Annotated in this window: 15 protein-coding genes; 11 read left to right on the top strand and 4 right to left on the bottom strand. The window is 35.1% G+C overall.

All coding sequences use genetic code 11. The annotated features are described in order from the left end of the window. The first annotated feature begins 16 nt into the window (after positions 1–16). Positions 17–271 carry a hypothetical protein gene (locus tag GMD78_RS14575; protein ID WP_155669535.1) on the top strand — a complete coding sequence of 85 codons (255 nt, stop codon included), beginning with the start codon at positions 17–19 and terminating at the stop codon, positions 269–271. Positions 272–314: 43 nt separating this feature from the next. On the opposite strand, the gene GMD78_RS14570 is transcribed toward GMD78_RS14575, so the two are convergent. Together GMD78_RS14570 and GMD78_RS14565 are read right to left on the bottom strand one after the other, a co-directional pair. Beyond that, a complete protein-coding gene (locus GMD78_RS14570; protein WP_155669533.1) occupies positions 315–929 on the bottom strand; it encodes a YhcN/YlaJ family sporulation lipoprotein in 615 nt (204 codons plus the stop codon). A 658-nt stretch (positions 930–1,587) separates the two neighbouring features. After that, a complete protein-coding gene (locus tag GMD78_RS14565; protein ID WP_155669531.1) occupies positions 1,588–2,079 on the bottom strand; it encodes a hypothetical protein in 492 nt (163 codons plus the stop codon). A gap of 234 nt (positions 2,080–2,313) precedes the next feature. Here GMD78_RS14565 and GMD78_RS14560 point away from each other — a divergent pair, with 234 nt between their 5' ends. The 3 genes from GMD78_RS14560 (at position 2,314) to pyc (ending at position 7,360) form a co-directional block, all read left to right on the top strand. Continuing rightward, entirely contained in the window at positions 2,314–2,595 is a 282-nt protein-coding gene (locus GMD78_RS14560; protein ID WP_196493834.1) for an Fpa/YlaN family protein, read from the top strand. 146 nt (positions 2,596–2,741) lie between these two features. Then, the gene (ftsW, locus tag GMD78_RS14555; protein ID WP_155669527.1) at positions 2,742–3,929 is read left to right on the top strand and encodes a putative lipid II flippase FtsW; all 1,188 of its coding nucleotides are present in this window, start codon (positions 2,742–2,744) and stop codon (positions 3,927–3,929) included. Next, positions 3,917–7,360 (top strand): pyruvate carboxylase, encoded by a 3,444-nt coding sequence (gene pyc / locus GMD78_RS14550; RefSeq protein WP_155669525.1) that lies wholly within the window; start codon positions 3,917–3,919, stop codon positions 7,358–7,360. The genes ftsW and pyc overlap by 13 nt, the downstream gene beginning before the upstream one ends. A 37-nt stretch (positions 7,361–7,397) precedes the next feature. Here pyc and GMD78_RS14545 read toward each other — a convergent pair whose 3' ends face one another. Continuing rightward, positions 7,398–8,357 (bottom strand): COX15/CtaA family protein, encoded by a 960-nt coding sequence (locus GMD78_RS14545; RefSeq protein ID WP_155669524.1) that lies wholly within the window; start codon positions 8,355–8,357, stop codon positions 7,398–7,400. Between the two features lie 541 nt (positions 8,358–8,898). Between GMD78_RS14545 and cyoE the strand changes: the two genes are divergently transcribed. The 7 genes from cyoE (at position 8,899) to GMD78_RS14510 (ending at position 15,384) form a co-directional block, all read left to right on the top strand. Next, positions 8,899–9,843: a heme o synthase gene (cyoE, locus tag GMD78_RS14540; protein ID WP_155669523.1), complete on the top strand. Its 945-nt coding sequence runs from the start codon at positions 8,899–8,901 to the stop codon at positions 9,841–9,843. Between the two features lie 43 nt (positions 9,844–9,886). Then, complete coding sequence (gene coxB, locus GMD78_RS14535; RefSeq protein ID WP_155669522.1) at positions 9,887–10,939, top strand: cytochrome c oxidase subunit II; 1,053 nt, start codon at positions 9,887–9,889, stop codon at positions 10,937–10,939. Positions 10,940–10,980: 41 nt separating this feature from the next. Then, entirely contained in the window at positions 10,981–12,834 is a 1,854-nt protein-coding gene (ctaD, locus tag GMD78_RS14530; protein ID WP_343042340.1) for a cytochrome c oxidase subunit I, read from the top strand. A 1-nt stretch (position 12,835) separates the two neighbouring features. After that, a complete protein-coding gene (locus tag GMD78_RS14525; RefSeq protein WP_155669521.1) occupies positions 12,836–13,459 on the top strand; it encodes a cytochrome (ubi)quinol oxidase subunit III in 624 nt (207 codons plus the stop codon). 3 nt (positions 13,460–13,462) lie between these two features. Continuing rightward, positions 13,463–13,783, top strand: a complete 321-nt coding sequence (gene ctaF / locus GMD78_RS14520) for a cytochrome c oxidase subunit IVB (protein ID WP_155669520.1) — start codon at positions 13,463–13,465, stop codon at positions 13,781–13,783. A gap of 138 nt (positions 13,784–13,921) precedes the next feature. Continuing rightward, complete coding sequence (ctaG, locus tag GMD78_RS14515; protein ID WP_155669519.1) at positions 13,922–14,830, top strand: cytochrome c oxidase assembly factor CtaG; 909 nt, start codon at positions 13,922–13,924, stop codon at positions 14,828–14,830. 98 nt (positions 14,831–14,928) lie between these two features. Then, on the top strand, positions 14,929–15,384 hold the full coding sequence (locus GMD78_RS14510) for a DUF420 domain-containing protein (RefSeq protein ID WP_155669518.1): 456 nt from the start codon (positions 14,929–14,931) through the stop codon (positions 15,382–15,384). Between the two features lie 264 nt (positions 15,385–15,648). Here the strand turns inward: GMD78_RS14510 and ytvI are convergent, their stop codons facing one another. Then, on the bottom strand, positions 15,649–16,707 hold the full coding sequence (gene ytvI, locus GMD78_RS14505; protein ID WP_155669517.1) for a sporulation integral membrane protein YtvI: 1,059 nt from the start codon (positions 16,705–16,707) through the stop codon (positions 15,649–15,651). Positions 16,708–16,776 lie beyond the last annotated feature (69 nt).

The following is a 16,776-nucleotide window of genomic DNA, read 5'->3' as shown; positions in this document are numbered from 1 at the left end:
AGAAAGGGTGATCTATTTGAAAAAAAGATATGTTATATCTGCACTAGGAGCAGCAGGGTTTCTCTTAAGTAATAAGAATGTTCGTCAAAAATTAAGACAGGTATTTAACGACGATGAAGCTATAGAATCATCAACTATTTTAAATGCTGGTATACCGGATCAAATATCAAGTGAGAATGAAGCGCAGTTAGACAATGCTAAGATGGTTTCCGAAGGTTCATCCTACGGTGTTCACTATTATAATGATACACAGCAAGAAGAAGCTTATTAATATAAAAGGTGTTACCAAGATATATTGGTAACACCTTTATCATTTAGTCTTCTCGTTGTTCTTTATGATTTTTTGATTGCTCATTTTGGATATCATCTAGATTATCCTCTTCATTTTCTTTATCCAGAATTTCTTTGTTGATATCAGGTGTTTCAGGTTGATCTTCTGGAATTGGAAAATCTGGCATATATCTTCCTACGATTGCGGAAACTTCATCAACAATTCCTTGAACAGGATGTCCTTGTCGCATTTTCTCTGCCATTAAGCGAATTCGCTCGTTTACATCACCATCTGCTACAACTACTGCAGTTTTACCGTATGGGTCATGTTGTAATGCTTCCAACACAGAATATTTGATGGTGCCAACTCTTGAACGATCTAATTCCTGTTGTACATCAATACCAACTACTGCATAAGGACCTGCAACAATGGCAACTGCATCATCTACTTCAGGAACGTCACTGGCTACATTCGCTAAATGATCTGCGATTTGTTCATTTGTAAGATCCCGTTTTTCTCTTGGATCTGAATTTTTCACATTGATAATCCGCTCGTCTTGATCCTGCTCTTGAGTGGGTAACGAATTCTCTGTATCATCTTGTTGACATCCTACGATTAAGAATATGCTAGCTACTAAAACACTAATTCGAAATATCATTTGACACTCCTCCTACATAAGTGTAAAGAAAAAGATAATACTTTACTGTTATTCTTAGTAGTACGTGTCAAATTATACAAATTAAAAAAGAAGCTGGGACAAAATATAAAAGCTCCATTCCAAAGACGAATGATTCAGGATCAGCAAGTATAGAATGTATTTTTTTACGGCTGAATCGTAAAAGAATCACAGTATTTTGGAAATGATGGTTTGTACCATATTACCGCTCCGAAAATTAACTCCGCTGGTATTGAGCTATACAATTCACATTGTTATTTGCTGTTTAATACTCTTTTTAGTCTAGTGATTGGAGTGGAGGGCAGTTGACTCTATGCGGGAACAGCACGTGTTCGAAGACCCAAAATATACGCCAGCGTTTTCTAACATTGCATAGAAGCATAGTTACTCGGCGCAAGGGTAAAGAAGCATAATCAAGATGCTCCCTGGCTGAGGTCGTGCCCGTGGCAAAGTAGAAACTGTGAAAGCGACTGCCCGGAGCGGAAATCACGGTGCTGTTACTTGACCTATACTAAGTGCATTTACTGCGGAGTTTATACCAAATTAGCAATAAAGCTTATGAAGATATCTCAAAAGAAAATCCGAACAAATTAGTTCGGATTTCTCATTAATTGATCCACTTTTGACTCTGCCTAAGGGATCAGTTTATTTTAATTTTTTGTACTCCTTTAATAGGATTATCGCGATTGGACCCATCTTTATAAATAAGGTGGACAGGCCCATCTTCCTTTAGTGGTTTACCATTTAAGGCAAATAATAAATAGGAATCATTAAGTTCTTGTAAGGAAATCGTTATCTCACCATTAGTAGTAACTAAAATAGCTTCCGAACCCTCTGGATTTATTTCAGCATGGTTCAAAAAATGTTGAATGGGCATTACATAGGATTCTGTTAAGATTTTTTCTCCTTCAAGACGTGAAATACTTTTATTGACAGGAGGATTTACTTTTTGGTGATACACTTCACGATCCCATCTTGTTGCTGCTTTCTCTAACTCATCCTCTTGGTTTTCATTATTTTGTACTTGATTTGAAAATGCTTCATCTAATAATATTTTACGATCGTCAAAAATCCAAACAGTAGGATCCATCGTAATAGAATATGTAACATTGCCAATAATAGGGACTATCATTTTTATCCACCTTTCATTTCGTATACCCCTAGCATATCAGAGAATATTCATTTTTTCACGGTATCTGAAATATAATTAGAAATTTACTATAACATTATCAATAATATTTGCATTTTATTGCTTCTAACGATAATATAGATAGAAGAAAGCATGTTAAAAATACTAATAATGTTAATATCTATATCATAAGATGAAGCAATGAGTATAGTTTTACTAGTGGAGGGGATATAAATGATGCCAGAGGTAACGATCGATCATCGTGAAAAAGCCTATGCCCTTCTTAAGGCTGATGCTGATAAAATATTACGGCTTATCGAAGTCCAAATTGAAAATTTGACGATGCCACAATGTCCTTTATACGAAGAAGTTTTGGATACACAAATGTTTGGTCTTTCAAGGGAGATCGATTTTGCTGTTCGTTTAAACTTAATCAGCGAAGATGAAGGTAAAGCACTTCTTGAAAATTTAGAGAGGCAGCTTAATATTTTACATGAAGCAGCACAGGATTCTGAGTAACCTGCTGCACGTACCAAAGGATTTATGTGATTAAAACTTTGCCGACATAAGAATGGGCAAGGTTTTTTTGTTTAAACTTATTTACACACAACATTGTGACATACTATTTAAAAATATGTTATACTATATAAAGTGGGAGAAACAAGATGATACAAAAATTAAAACACTACGATTTCACATTAATCATTATTCCTATACTGTTGGCTGGATTTGGGATTGTCATGATCTATAGTGCAAGTATGGTATTGGCTGTTGTTGAGGGGTATGAAAGTACGCACTATCTATTTAGACAAACTCAATGGTTTTTTATCGGTCTAATAGGCTTTATCTTTTGTAGCGTATTTCCTTATAAGTATTATCTGAAATTTACAAAAATAATAACCTTTGCTGTTATTGGGTTGTTAGTAGCCGTATTAATATTTGGAGTCGCTGGTGGAAATGCCAAGTCGTGGATTTTTATTGGTCCAATAAGTATTCAACCTGCAGAGTTTGCTAAATTAGGACTTATCATTTATTTAGCTTCGATTTATTCAAAAAAACAAGCTTATATTAATGATTTTAATCGGGGTGTTCTTCCGCCACTTATTTTAACAGGGTTTATATTAGGGTTAATTGTATTACAACCGGATATAGGAACGGCTTCTATTATCTTTTTAATTGCATGTACCGTTATCTTTAGTTCTGGAATTAGGTTCAAACATTTATTTTTATTAATTGTCATTGGACTTGTCTTAGTAGGTATAGCAATTCCGAATATGGTTACAGACGAGAGGGTATCTCGATTTACAGGTGCTTATCAGCCATTTAATTCACCTGATGATGGTGGTTATCAATTGATTCAATCATATTTAGCAATTGGTGTTGGAGGTCTAACTGGTGAAGGGCTTGGCCAAAGCGTACAAAAGCTAGGTTATTTATTCGGTCCACATAATGATTTTATAATGGCCGTTATTGCTGAAGAGTTAGGTTTCATAGGTGTTGTGATCGTTATCGGGATGCTTGCAACGATTGTTCTTAGAGGATTATTTATTTCGAGAAAATGTGAAGATAGCTTTGGAGCATTACTAGCTATTGGAATTTCCTCAATGGTAGGTGTACAAGCGTTTATAAACTTAGGGTCTATTAGTGGTATCCTTCCTATTACAGGGGTAACCTTACCATTTGTTAGTTATGGAGGATCTTCATTGTTAGTATTAATGATTTCAATGGGGATTTTAAATAATATTGCTATGAATGTTAAGAAGAATCAGCAAGAACCAGTTCCAGCAAATTCAGAAACTCCACCATTAAGTAACGTTTCTAATTTTAAAGGAGGAAGAAAATGGTCAAGTTAAATAGGATTAATAAAATTTTAGTAGCAAACCGTGGAGAGATAGCGATTCGAGTATTTCGTGCTTGTACAGAGTTAAATATACGAACCGTAGCAGTTTATTCGAAGGAAGATTCCAGTTCTTATCATCGCTATAAAGCCGATGAAGCATATTTAATAGGAAAAGGTAAAAAGCCAATTGATGCATACTTAGATATTGAAGGAATCATAGAGCTCGCTAAAGATGTGGGAGTAGATGCGATACATCCTGGTTATGGTTTCTTATCTGAAAATATTCTATTTGCAAAGCGTTGTGAAGAAGAAGGAATTATTTTTATTGGTCCTACAAGTGAGCATTTACATATGTTTGGTGATAAAGTTAGAGCTCGTCAACAAGCAATACAGGCTGGATTACCAGTAATCCCAGGAAGTGATGGTCCTGTTGATAACCTACAAGAAGTAGAAGCATTTGGAGAACAACATGGATATCCGATAATTATTAAGGCATCACTTGGTGGTGGCGGTCGTGGGATGAGAATCGTCCGAAGTGCTGACAGTGTTGCAGAAAGCTTTAATCGTGCTAAGTCTGAGGCTAAAGCTGCATTTGGAAATGATGAAGTCTATGTAGAGAAACTAATCGAAAATCCAAAGCATATAGAGGTCCAGATTATTGGTGACCAGCACGGTGATATCGTTCATCTTTATGAGCGGGATTGTTCTGTACAACGAAGACACCAAAAAGTAGTAGAGATAGCTCCAAGTGTTTCTTTAAGTGAGAAACTTAGAGAAAAAATTTGTCAAGCTGCTGTTGACCTAATGGAAAATGTGGGTTATATAAACGCTGGAACGGTAGAATTTCTAGTTACTGGAGATGAGTTTTACTTTATCGAGGTAAATCCACGTATTCAGGTGGAGCATACGATTACAGAAATGATTACTGGTGTGGATATTGCGCAAACGCAAATCAAAGTAGCGGATGGGCAACATCTTCATGGTGACTCTATTGGAATTCCACATCAAGATGAAATAAAAACGTTAGGTTGTGCAATTCAATCACGTGTGACAACGGAAGACCCATTAAATAATTTTATGCCTGATTCGGGTAAAATTATGGTTTATCGAACAGGTGGAGGATTTGGAGTACGTCTAGATGCTGGAAATGGTTTCCAAGGAGCGGAAATTTCTCCACATTACGATTCACTACTGGTTAAAGTTTCTACCTGGGCATTAACATTTGAACAAGCTGCTCAGAAGATGGTGCGAAATTTAAAAGAATTTCGGATTCGTGGGATTAAAACGAATATACCATTTTTAGAAAACGTGATTCTACACAGAAACTTTATGTCAGGGGAGTATAACACGACGTTCATTGATCAAACTCCTGAACTATTCGTATTTCCAAAACGAAAAGATCGTGGAACGAAGATGCTTACCTATATTGGCCATACTACAGTAAACGGTTTTGAGGGATTAAGTAAACAAAGCAAACCAGAGTTTACAGAGCTTATTTTGCCAAAAGTAAGTAAACAACTAGATTATCCAAAAGGCACAAAGCAGATATTAGATGAACAAGGACCAAATGGCTTAGTAACATGGTTGAAGGAACAGAAGGAAGTACTGTTAACAGATACAACGTTCCGTGATGCGCATCAATCTTTACTTGCCACACGAGTACGTACGAAGGATCTTGTTCAAATTGCTGAACCCACTGCAAAGCTTTTACCGAATTTGTTCTCAGTAGAAATGTGGGGAGGGGCAACATTTGATGTAGCCTATCGCTTCTTAAAGGAGGATCCTTGGGAACGTCTATTAAAACTACGTAAGAAGATGCCAAACGTATTGTTCCAAATGCTACTTAGGGCTAGTAATGCAGTTGGCTATAAAAATTATCCAGATAACCTTATCCAAGAGTTTGTTGAAAAAAGTTCTTCTGCGGGAATAGATGTTTTCCGTATATTTGATAGCTTAAATTGGGTAGAAGGTATGAAGCCTGCGATTGACGCAGTAAGAGAAAATAATAAAATTGCTGAAGCTTCTATTTGTTATACAGGAGATATACTAGATCCAGGTAGATCGAAATATGATCTGAAGTATTATCAGAATATGGCTAAAGAACTAGAAAATGCAGGGGCACATATTCTTGGGATAAAAGACATGGCGGGATTATTAAAACCAGAGGCTGCCTTTCAGTTAGTTTCTTCCTTAAAGGAAACGGTTGATTTACCTATTCACTTGCACACGCATGATACTAGTGGAAATGGAATTTTCACTTATGCACGCGCAATCGATGCAGGAGTGGACGCTGTAGATGTCGCATGTGGACCGATGGCTGGGATGACCTCCCAACCAAGTGGGCAGACTTTATATCATGCCCTAGAAGGAAAGGAACGTCAACCGCATATCAATGTTGAATCTTATGAAAAACTTTCTCATTATTGGGAAGGGGTAAGAGATTATTATCAAGCATTTGAAAGTGGAATGAAAGCACCTCATACAGAAATTTACTTACATGAAATGCCAGGTGGTCAATATAGTAACCTAAGACAACAGGCAAAAGCGGTAGGTTTAGAAGATCGCTGGAATGAAGTAAAGAAAATGTTCCGTCGGGTAAATGATATGTTTGGAGATATTGTAAAGGTGACTCCTTCTTCAAAAGTAGTAGGGGACATGACCTTATTTATGGTTCAAAATAATTTAACAGAAGATGATATTTATGAAAAGGGAGAAACAATTGATTTTCCTGACTCTGTAGTAGAGCTTGCTGAAGGATCGTTAGGGCAACCATACCAAGGTTTCCCTCAGGAACTTCAACGTATTATCTTAAAAGGGAAAAAACCAATTACGGTTCGACCTGGTGAATTAATGGATCCAATTGATTTTAATCACCTAAAAGAGGTCTTATTTAAAACGCTTGACCGACAAGTTACTAGCTTCGACATGATTTCTTATGCATTGTATCCTAAGGTATTCATGGACTATCACAAATTCTATGAATCCTATGGTGATCTTTCTGTACTAGATACACCGACATTCTTTTATGGAATGAAGATTGGGGAAGTTATAGAAGTAGAAATTGAACAAGGGAAAACATTAATAGTAAAATTAGTTTCTATATCAGAACCTCGTGCAGATGGTACGCGAGTTGTTTACTTTGAATTAAATGGACAGTCTCGTCAAGTGGTTGTCAAAGATGAAAGTGTAAAATCCCAAATTGCTACTAAACAAAAAGTAGATAAAACAAATGAAAAGCAAATAGGAGCCACAATGCCAGGAACGGTGGTACAAGTAATTTGTGAAAAAGGTCAATCAGTTAACAAAGGTGATCACTTATTAATTACAGAAGCAATGAAAATGGAAACAACTGTTCAAGCTCCTTTTTCTGGTACAATAAAATCTATACATGTGCAGGATGGAGAGGCAATAGCTGTAGATGATTTATTAATTGAATTCGAATAAGAAAACAGGTAGTAGAAAAAAATCTACTACCTGTTTTTTACTTAACTTTAATAAAATTATTAGATTGATTTGATTGTGAATGACTCTTTTCCATAGCAGCACTTCTAGATGATAGAAGAATAAAGTAACTCAGCATAGCAAAATAGCAGGAAATCACTAATGCATGAAGTAACGCTATACCAAGATTTAATAGGGTGAAGATAATCATTGCCCCGAAAAATACTTGTAATGTAATTAAGGCAAATACAGTAGTCCATCCCCAAAACATGACGCGAGAATGACGATAATTTTTGATCATTCGAAAGAATAATACTGCTGTCCAAATAAATAATACTCCAGCGGCTAAGCGATGTCCCATCTGAATCCATTGCTCCAAGCTGTAACTAGAAAAATCAAAAGGAGCAGTGTTTGTACAAAATGGCCAATCACCACATACAAGGTTTGCATTAGTATGACGGACAAGTGCACCTGTATACACAACGATCAGAGTATAAAGTGTTAGTGCGTAAATTTCGAGTCGGTGTTTTTTGTTTATGTGTAGTGATTTTGTGTCAAACTTTTTATCAATCTCAAATATTAAAAGCATTAACAGGAAAACAGCTGCAAAAGAAATCAATGATATTCCAAAGTGAGCTGCTAAAACAAAATCAGACTGTCCCCACATAACAGCAGCAGCTCCTATTAAACCTTGTAATACAAGAAAGAATATAGAGAGAAATGATAAGAATTTAACCTCGCGAATATGTCCAATATGCTTCCATGAAAGGAATGAAAGTAATAGAACTACGATACCGACTATTCCCGAAACTAATCGGTGGCTAAGTTCGATCACTAGTTCAGGGGAAATATCTGTAGGAATAAATTCTCCGTTACATAATGGCCAACTAGAACCACACCCTGCACCCGACTCTGTTTTTGTTACTAGTGCACCACCGATTAAGATAAAAATCATTCCAACGGATGCTACTACCGAAAGCCATTTTAATATTTTAACCATAAAAATTTCCTCACTTCGTGTTGTTTATAATTATGAACCAAAAACTAGTTTGAATGATGTTGCTCCATTTATTTCTAACTTACATAATAATATCTTATGATTATATAAATCAACAAAATTAGCAGAAAATGTGACAATTGACACATAAGTTTCATATTATCACGATTTATCACTATTTTCACGTTAAAAAAAGAAAAAAACCTTGCATTGTTCTCCATTGTCTGCTAGAAATAATGTAGGGGATATTTGATAAGCTTCAAAATACTATGTCCATATTTGGGCTGCTACATAATGCGTTAATTGGAAGGCTGAAATGCCTTTTATTTTATTTTATATATGCCATTCACAAAATTGTCATATATTTTTAAAAAGGAAATTAATGCTATGTAGTACAATAGAATATCGATTTGGTTCCATGATACAATGAAGAATATAATAAGGATACTTAAGGGAATAGTAATACTAATAGTTCTATAACTACTCAAAGTATGCTTATTTAAATGTGTTCCTTAAGTAGGGATTTGAAGGGGGGATAATCATAATGAACAAGGCTGAAACAACTACTACTTCACAGGTTTTGGGGAATGTTACTGTATCAGGGGAAAACAAAACAACACTATTGTCAGATTTAAAGGCTCTTATTAAAGTTGGTATTGTTAATTCAAATTTAATGACAGCTACTGTTGGATTTTTATTAGCACTTCATTTTACCAATTCCTCGTTTTTAGCAAATTGGGACATATTCTTGTTAACAATGGCAGGTAGTGCCCTAGTCATTGCAGGGGGTACAATCTTAAATAATTGGTATGATGCGGATATTGATCCTGTAATGGTTCGGACTAAAAATCGCCCAACTGTTACTGGGAGATTTACATTAAAAACCGTTCTTATTTTGGGAGTCGCATCGACAATTCTTGGGCTTGCTTTTTTGTTATTTACAACAGTTGAAGCTACCTTAATCGCATTATTTGGCTGGTTTGCTTATGTCGTCTTATACACCATGTGGTCAAAAAGAAAATACACACTTAATACAGTAGTAGGTAGTTTTTCTGGAGCGGTCCCACCACTAATTGGTTGGGCAGCTATAGATCCTAATCTCCATATCGTACCGGTTGTGTTGTTTCTTATAATGTTTATATGGCAAACTCCACATTTCCTAGCATTGGCTATGAAAAAAGTAGATGACTACAAAGCTGCTAATATACCAATGCTTCCAGTTGTTTATGGATTTGAATTCACAAAACGACAAATTGTAATTTATATTGCATGTTTATTGCCATTACCATTCTTTTTAACATCTTTAGGAGCAATTTTTGTGACAATTGCTACGTTGCTTAATGTTGGGTGGTTACTTATCGCAATTAGAGGATTCTTTGTTAAGGATGATTTAAAGTGGGCAAACATGATATTTATTTATTCATTAAATTATTTAACAATTCTATTTGTGATGATGGCAATAATAACTATCGATTTCCCTATTAATTAAATAAAATACAAGGATGAATGAAGAGAAAGAGAGGTATGAATACATGTTAGGTTGGATGGGAAAATTTAGAGCTTTATTCCTGTTAGGCTCATTGGCGCTAGTTTTATCAGGCTGTGGTAAAGAAAATTTAACAGCTTTAGTACCAAAGGGGTATGGTGCTGAATCTTCAATGGATTTAATTATTTTAACAACCGTTATCATGCTTTTTGTTTTTGCTGTAGTAATGGTTATTTATGTAATTACTCTTATACGTTTTCGTAAGAAAAAAGGGCAAGAAGATTACATACCAAAACAAGTTGAAGGTAACCAAACATTAGAAACTGTTTGGACAGTAATTCCAATCCTTTTGTTAATCATTATTGCGGTTCCAACTGTACTCGCAACTTTTGATTTAGCTGATGAAACTGATGCAAAGGATTCAATTAATATCAATGTAACAGGAAACCAATATTGGTGGCATTTTGATTATGCTGGTGAAGAAATTCAAACTAGCCAGGACTTATATATTCCTGTTGGAGAAAAAGTATACTTAAATATGCTTTCTTCTGATGTAATTCATTCACTTTGGGTTCCTTCATTATCAGGAAAAATGGATGTAAACCCTGAAAATGAAAACACAATGTATATTGAAGCTTATGAAGAAGGCGTTTATTGGGGAAAATGTGCAGAATTCTGTGGACCATCTCACTCATTGATGGACTTTAAGATTGTTGTAGTTAGTCCTGAAGAATATGAAACATGGATTGCAGATATGCAAAATGTAGACCCTGAACAAGAGCCACAAGATACAGTAGCCCTTGAAGGTCAAGCGTTATTCGAAGAAAATAACTGTATGGCTTGTCACGCTATTGGATCATCTCCAGTTGCAACTGGTCCGAATTTAACAAACTTCGGAGACCGTTCTCGTCTTGCAGGGATCAAAGAATTAACAAAAGACAACTTAGTAGATTGGCTTCAAGATCCTGAAACAATTAAACCAGGTAATAAAATGACAGGAAAATATCCTGCCCTTTCAGATGAAGATGCTGATGCAATTGCTGAATATTTATTGCAGCTGCAGCCTTCTGATATTACACCTGAAAGTGCTGGTAACTAAATAAAAATAGGGATGGAAGACGTAAAAGGGAGGTTTAACTTGTGAGTAATGCAGCTACTCAAAACAAAGGCTTCGCCGCCGTGTTATGGGACTACTTAACGACAGTTGACCATAAGAAAATTGGGAAACTTTATTTGTATGCAGGTGGTTTGTTTTTCCTACTCGGTGGATTAGAAGCAATGATAATTCGTATTCAATTAATTAAACCTGAAAATAATTTCATTAGTGCAGGTTTATATAATGAAATGATTACTATGCATGGTACAACCATGATTTTCTTGGCAGCGATGCCGTTGCTACTAGGCTTAATGAATGCTATAATGCCATTGCAAATTGGTGCGCGTGATGTAGCGTTTCCATTTTTAAACTCATTAGGTTTTTGGATGTTCTTATTTGGCGGAATTATGCTAAACGTAAGTTGGTTCACAGGTGGTGCACCAGATTCTGGTTGGACTGCATATGCACCGTTATCCACACAATCACCTGGACATGGTGTTGATTATTATGTAATGGGTCTACAGCTCTCCGGTGCTGGTACGTTAATGGGGGGTATTAATTTCCTAGTAACTATCGTAAATATGCGTGCACCTGGTATGACTTACATGCGTATGCCGTTATTTACTTGGACTACATTTGTAGTAAGTATTTTAATTCTATTTGCTTTTCCAGCATTAACTGTAGGACTTTTCCTACTAATGTTTGACCGTATGTTCGGTGCAGCATTTTTCGATGTTGCATTAGGTGGTAACTCGATTATATGGCAGCATTTATTCTGGATCTTTGGACATCCAGAAGTTTATATCTTGATTTTACCTGCTTTTGGTTTATTCAGTGATATATTTTCAACCTTCTCTAAGAAACGTTTATTTGGTTATACAGCAATGGTATTTGCAACTATTTTAATCGCGTTCTTAGGTTTCATGGTATGGGCCCACCACATGTTTACGGTTGGTATGGGACCTGTAGCAAACTCAATATTTGCAATTGCAACAATGGCGATTGCCGTACCTACTGGTATTAAGATTTTTAACTGGCTACTAACACTTTGGGGTGGAAGTATTACAATAAATTCCGCAATGCTTTGGTCATTAGGATTTATTCCTTCATTCACACTTGGTGGTATGACTGGAGTAATGGTTGCAGCAGCAGTTGCCGATTACCAATATCATGATACTTATTTCGTTGTAGCTCACTTCCACTATGTAATTGTTGGTGGGGTAGTATTTGGTATATTAGCTGGTCTACATTATTGGTGGCCGAAGATTTTCGGACGCATCTTACATGAAGGTATGGGTAAATTAACGTTCTGGACATTCTTTATTGGATTCCATTTAACATTCTTTATCCAGCATTTCTTAGGTCTTATGGGTATGCCACGTCGTTATTGGGTATTCTTAGAAGACCAAGGGTTGGATACAGGAAACTTAATCAGTACAATTGGAGCTTTCTTCATGGCATTTGGTGTCATTGTATTCTTAATCAATGCAATTTACACTGCTGTTAAAGGAGAAAAAGCACCTGCCGATCCATGGGATGGCCGTACATTAGAGTGGGCGATTTCATCACCACCACCACACTATAACTTTAAGCAATTGCCATTAGTTCGTGGTTTAGATCCGTTATGGATTGAAAAAATGGAAGGTAAAGGTAAAATGACACCTGCAGAACCATTGGGTGATATTCATATGCCAAATGGATCCATTATTCCATTTGTAATGTCTTTAGGATTCTTTATTGCAAGTTTTGGTTTTATTTACCAAACTAATTACGATATCGCATATATCTTCCTATTTGGTGGTATGGCTATCGGTCTTGGTAGTATGTTAGTTCGATCACTTAAGGATGATCACGGCTATCATATTACAAAAGAAGAACTTGAAAGGGAGGCTGACTAATATGAGTCACGATCATTCCTTAAATCCAGAAACAATGCCACATAACCCAGAGAAGGCTACATTAGAGGGTAAAAATAAATTTTTAGGGCTATGGTTCTTTCTTGGAGGAGAAACAGTTCTTTTCGCAAGTTTGTTTGGGACTTACTTAGCTTTAAAAAATTCAACAGCTGGTGGTCCTTCTTCTGAAGAATTATTTGGTTTAGAATTAGTATTCATTATGACTATGTTGCTTTTAACTAGTTCATTAACTAGTGTATATGCAATGTATCATATGAAAAATAATGATTTTAAGAAAATGCAACTATGGTTAGGGATTACGGGGCTATTAGGTCTAGCATTCCTTTCCTTAGAAATTTATGAGTTTTATCACTATATCCATGATTATGGATTTACATTCCGTTCATCTGCTTTTGGATCAGCATTCTATACATTAGTTGGATTCCACGGAGGTCACGTATTATTCGGTCTATGTTGGTTAACAGCTATTATGGTACGTAATGCGAAACGTGGTTTGAATCTATACAACGCACCTAAATTTAACACGTTCAGTTTATACTGGCACTTTATAGATGTTGTTTGGGTATTTATTTTCACAGTTGTATACTTAATGGGGAAGGTGGGGTAAGCTATGGCAAATAACACCAATACCGGAAATCCAGATACTTTCCATAAGCAAAAGCATAAAGATGAAATGATTAAGCAATTAATTACGTTTGTATTGATGATTGTTTTTACGATCATTGCATTCGTTGTTGTCCTAACAGGAATGGATAAGTTCTTTGCTATTCCACTATTGTTATTATTAGCAGTAGTTCAAGTTGGTTTTCAGTTCTACTATTTTATGCATATGAAGGATAAAGGACATGAAATGCCATCTTTAATGATATACGGTGGAATCGGAGCAGCTATTGTTACCGTGTTAGCACTTACCTTAATCATCTGGTGGTAATATAGAAAAAGATCAGGAGTGTTCCTGATCTTTTCTTTTTATCACTAGCATTTTGCGTAAAATGTCACATTTTCAATGTTTCAATGATCAAAAATACGTTATACTACTAATTAGAATAGTTTTTTGGAGTGAATAACTATGTGGTTAGAATTACAGATTTTTGGATTCCGTGCCTTGTGGAGTCCGTACTTCCTTATGTTTGTAGTATTTATCGGGTTGCTATATTTTTTAATTACAGGACCATTACGATATAAATTCGGTGTAACAGAGAAGCCAACAACGAAGCAGCAAGTCTTCTTTTATACAGGTTTAGTACTATTATATGCAGTTAAGGGGTCTCCCATTGATTTATTGACTCATATTATGCTAACTGCACATATGGCTCAAATGGCAATTTATTTAATTATATTTCCTATGCTTATTATAAAAGGTATTCCTGCTTGGATATGGGAAAGGGTTTTACTTAAGCCGATTATTAAACCTATTTTGAAATTATTAACATTGCCAATTATTTCAGCTTTGTTATTTAATGCGTTGTTTTCGTTGTACCATATACCTGCAATATTCGATTATTCGAAATCATCTATGGTAGCACATACATCGATTTCTATTATTTTATTGATTGCTGCCTTTATTGTTTGGTTACCAATTCTTTCACCGATTAAAGAATTTGATCGAATGAATCCGTTAGGAAAAATATTTTATATCTTTGGGAATAGTGTCTTAATCACACCTGCCTGTGTCTTAATCATTTTCTCAAACGCACCATTTTATGAGGCATATAGTGCTACTGGAGCATGGATACAAGCAATGAGTTTATGTGTCCCTGGGGATGTTTTGAGTAGTCTTACATTTACTATCTCAGGACCTGAAATGTTCTCTCCAATGAGTACGTTAGAGGATCAACAACTAGGTGGTATTATTATGAAGATTATGCAGGAAATCACATATGGTGTAATCTTAGCACGAGTATTTTATGGATGGTTTAATCCTGAAAGTCATAAAATTGATCCGTTACCAGTAGCAAATGCTACGGAGTCTAACTAAGATTAAAGATAAATAGAAAAGTACAATTTGGATTATAATTGTGCTTTTCTCCCTATAGGGAGATTAAATGGAAATAGAATAGAAAGGGAACGTGGAACATGGCTATTTTACCGACAATCAGTACATTTTTTATCTTATTAAGCGCTATATTAGTAGCTATAGGCTGGAGATTAATTGTTAAAGGGAAAGAAACCTCTCATAAAAAAGTAATGATCTCTGCTGCGATTAGTGCATTGATATTTTTTATTATATATGCATCTCGAACTATATTTGTTGGAAATACTAGTTTTGGAGGACCTGATGAACTGAAAGTATTTTATACGATATTTTTAGTGTTTCATATTATTTTAGCTACAACTGGTGCAGTATTTGGTATCGTAACGTTAGTACTCGCATTTAAACGTAGGATCTCTGTACATAGAAAAGTAGGACCAGTTACGAGTATTATATGGTTTTTCACTGCGATAACTGGAATTATGGTGTATTTATTATTATATGTACTCTATGATGGTGGGGAGACCACTAGTTTAATAAAAGCTATACTAGGAACCTAAAAACGTGTGGGACTTTAAGGAGCCCACACGTTTTTTTAGCCAGGTTGGAATGTATAACTTTCCTAGTTTCATGTTTCATATCTTAAGTTACTTCTCAGTTTATACAAAAATAGCAACAAAGCTTACGAAAATATCCCAAAAGAAAATCCGACTAATCATTAGTTCGGATTTTCCATTGTTTGATACACTTTTTTCTCAGCCGCATCCTTCATATATGAAATTAAAGCATTCACCATAAAGGCCTGGTGAATGCTAGTTTTCTAATTAAATTTTCATATCCCATTTGATAATGCCAGCTTCTCTAGCTGAGTTAAAGACAATTACTGCTAATGGGCCAAGAATAAATCCTAGTATTCCTAATAGCTGTAACCCTAAAAACATCGCTATCAGAGTAGCTAGTGGTGAAAGCCCGATATGCTTACCCATTACTTTTGGTTCTACCGTTCTTCTTATAGCAAGTAGTATGATAGCTAACATTGCTAATTTTATTGCCATCGTAACATCTCCAGCCAATAACATAAACAATGCCCAAGGTCCCAAGATAATAATAGAGCCTATAATTGGGATTAAATCAATTAACCAAATGATGATGGACATTACTAACGCTATTTCTGGAACGATCAGTAATAATCCTAATAATGTTACGATAAATATTAGAATGCTAACTAAGAATTGAGCTTTGAAAAAACCTACAATCACATTCTTAACACGGTTGGTCATAAATGTTACCTTTTCAGCTGTTTCCTTAGTCAGAAGATTATACATTTTAGCTGTTAATTTCGGTAGCTCTAGCATAAATAGGAATAATGCTATTAAGTACACAATAATACTAATTAAATATTGTGGAATTACAGCAAAGACCTTAGAAATATTCTCGATTGTAATTTTTTCTTTAACCGTATTACTAATTTCTGTGATGTATCCTTCTAAACTATTTGATATCTCTTCGAAAAATTCAGGTGGTAAATCCTTCGTATATTGCTTGAGATTTTCTTCCCAGTCCTCATAAATATTATTTAATTGATTAATATAAGTTGGAACTGCTTCAACAAAATCAACTACTTGCGTAACAGTTTTTGTAACAATAAATGTACCAAGCACACCACTTAATAGTAAGAATAGCAGGAATATAATAAGTACGGAATTTCTTCTACTAAATTTAATTCTACGCTGAAGTAATCGCACAACAGGGTTAAGTACTAATGCTGTTAGAAAAGCGATAATTAGCGGTAATGAAATAGGTAATATAAAATAAAAGGCTAATAAAAGAATAACTAATAAAATAATTAAATTCCACTGACGTTTCGTAATTTTAAGGAACAAAAGACATAAAGTCTCCTTTCAAAATTCTCTTTTCTCATTTGCTTCTATCTATGAAAAATATAGCATTAA

The organism is Ornithinibacillus caprae, assembly GCF_009728145.1.
GTDB classification, from domain to species: Bacteria; Bacillota; Bacilli; order Bacillales; family Amphibacillaceae; genus Ornithinibacillus; species Ornithinibacillus caprae.
This window is presented reverse-complemented; position numbering and strand designations above follow the sequence as displayed.

Excerpts from the sequence above, each read along its gene's own strand:
- GMD78_RS14570 (WP_155669533.1), bottom strand. The coding sequence starts at position 929 with ATGATATTTCGAATTAGTGTTTTAGTAGCTAGCATATTCTTAATCGTA.
- GMD78_RS14565 (WP_155669531.1), bottom strand. The coding sequence starts at position 2,079 with ATGATAGTCCCTATTATTGGCAATGTTACATATTCTATTACGATGGAT.
- GMD78_RS14560 (WP_196493834.1), top strand. The coding sequence starts at position 2,314 with ATGCCAGAGGTAACGATCGATCATCGTGAAAAAGCCTATGCCCTTCTT.
- ftsW (WP_155669527.1), top strand. The coding sequence starts at position 2,742 with ATGATACAAAAATTAAAACACTACGATTTCACATTAATCATTATTCCT.
- pyc (WP_155669525.1), top strand. The coding sequence starts at position 3,917 with ATGGTCAAGTTAAATAGGATTAATAAAATTTTAGTAGCAAACCGTGGA.
- GMD78_RS14545 (WP_155669524.1), bottom strand. The coding sequence starts at position 8,357 with ATGGTTAAAATATTAAAATGGCTTTCGGTAGTAGCATCCGTTGGAATG.
- cyoE (WP_155669523.1), top strand. The coding sequence starts at position 8,899 with ATGAACAAGGCTGAAACAACTACTACTTCACAGGTTTTGGGGAATGTT.
- coxB (WP_155669522.1), top strand. The coding sequence starts at position 9,887 with ATGTTAGGTTGGATGGGAAAATTTAGAGCTTTATTCCTGTTAGGCTCA.
- GMD78_RS14525 (WP_155669521.1), top strand. The coding sequence starts at position 12,836 with ATGAGTCACGATCATTCCTTAAATCCAGAAACAATGCCACATAACCCA.
- ctaF (WP_155669520.1), top strand. The coding sequence starts at position 13,463 with ATGGCAAATAACACCAATACCGGAAATCCAGATACTTTCCATAAGCAA.
- ctaG (WP_155669519.1), top strand. The coding sequence starts at position 13,922 with ATGTGGTTAGAATTACAGATTTTTGGATTCCGTGCCTTGTGGAGTCCG.
- GMD78_RS14510 (WP_155669518.1), top strand. The coding sequence starts at position 14,929 with ATGGCTATTTTACCGACAATCAGTACATTTTTTATCTTATTAAGCGCT.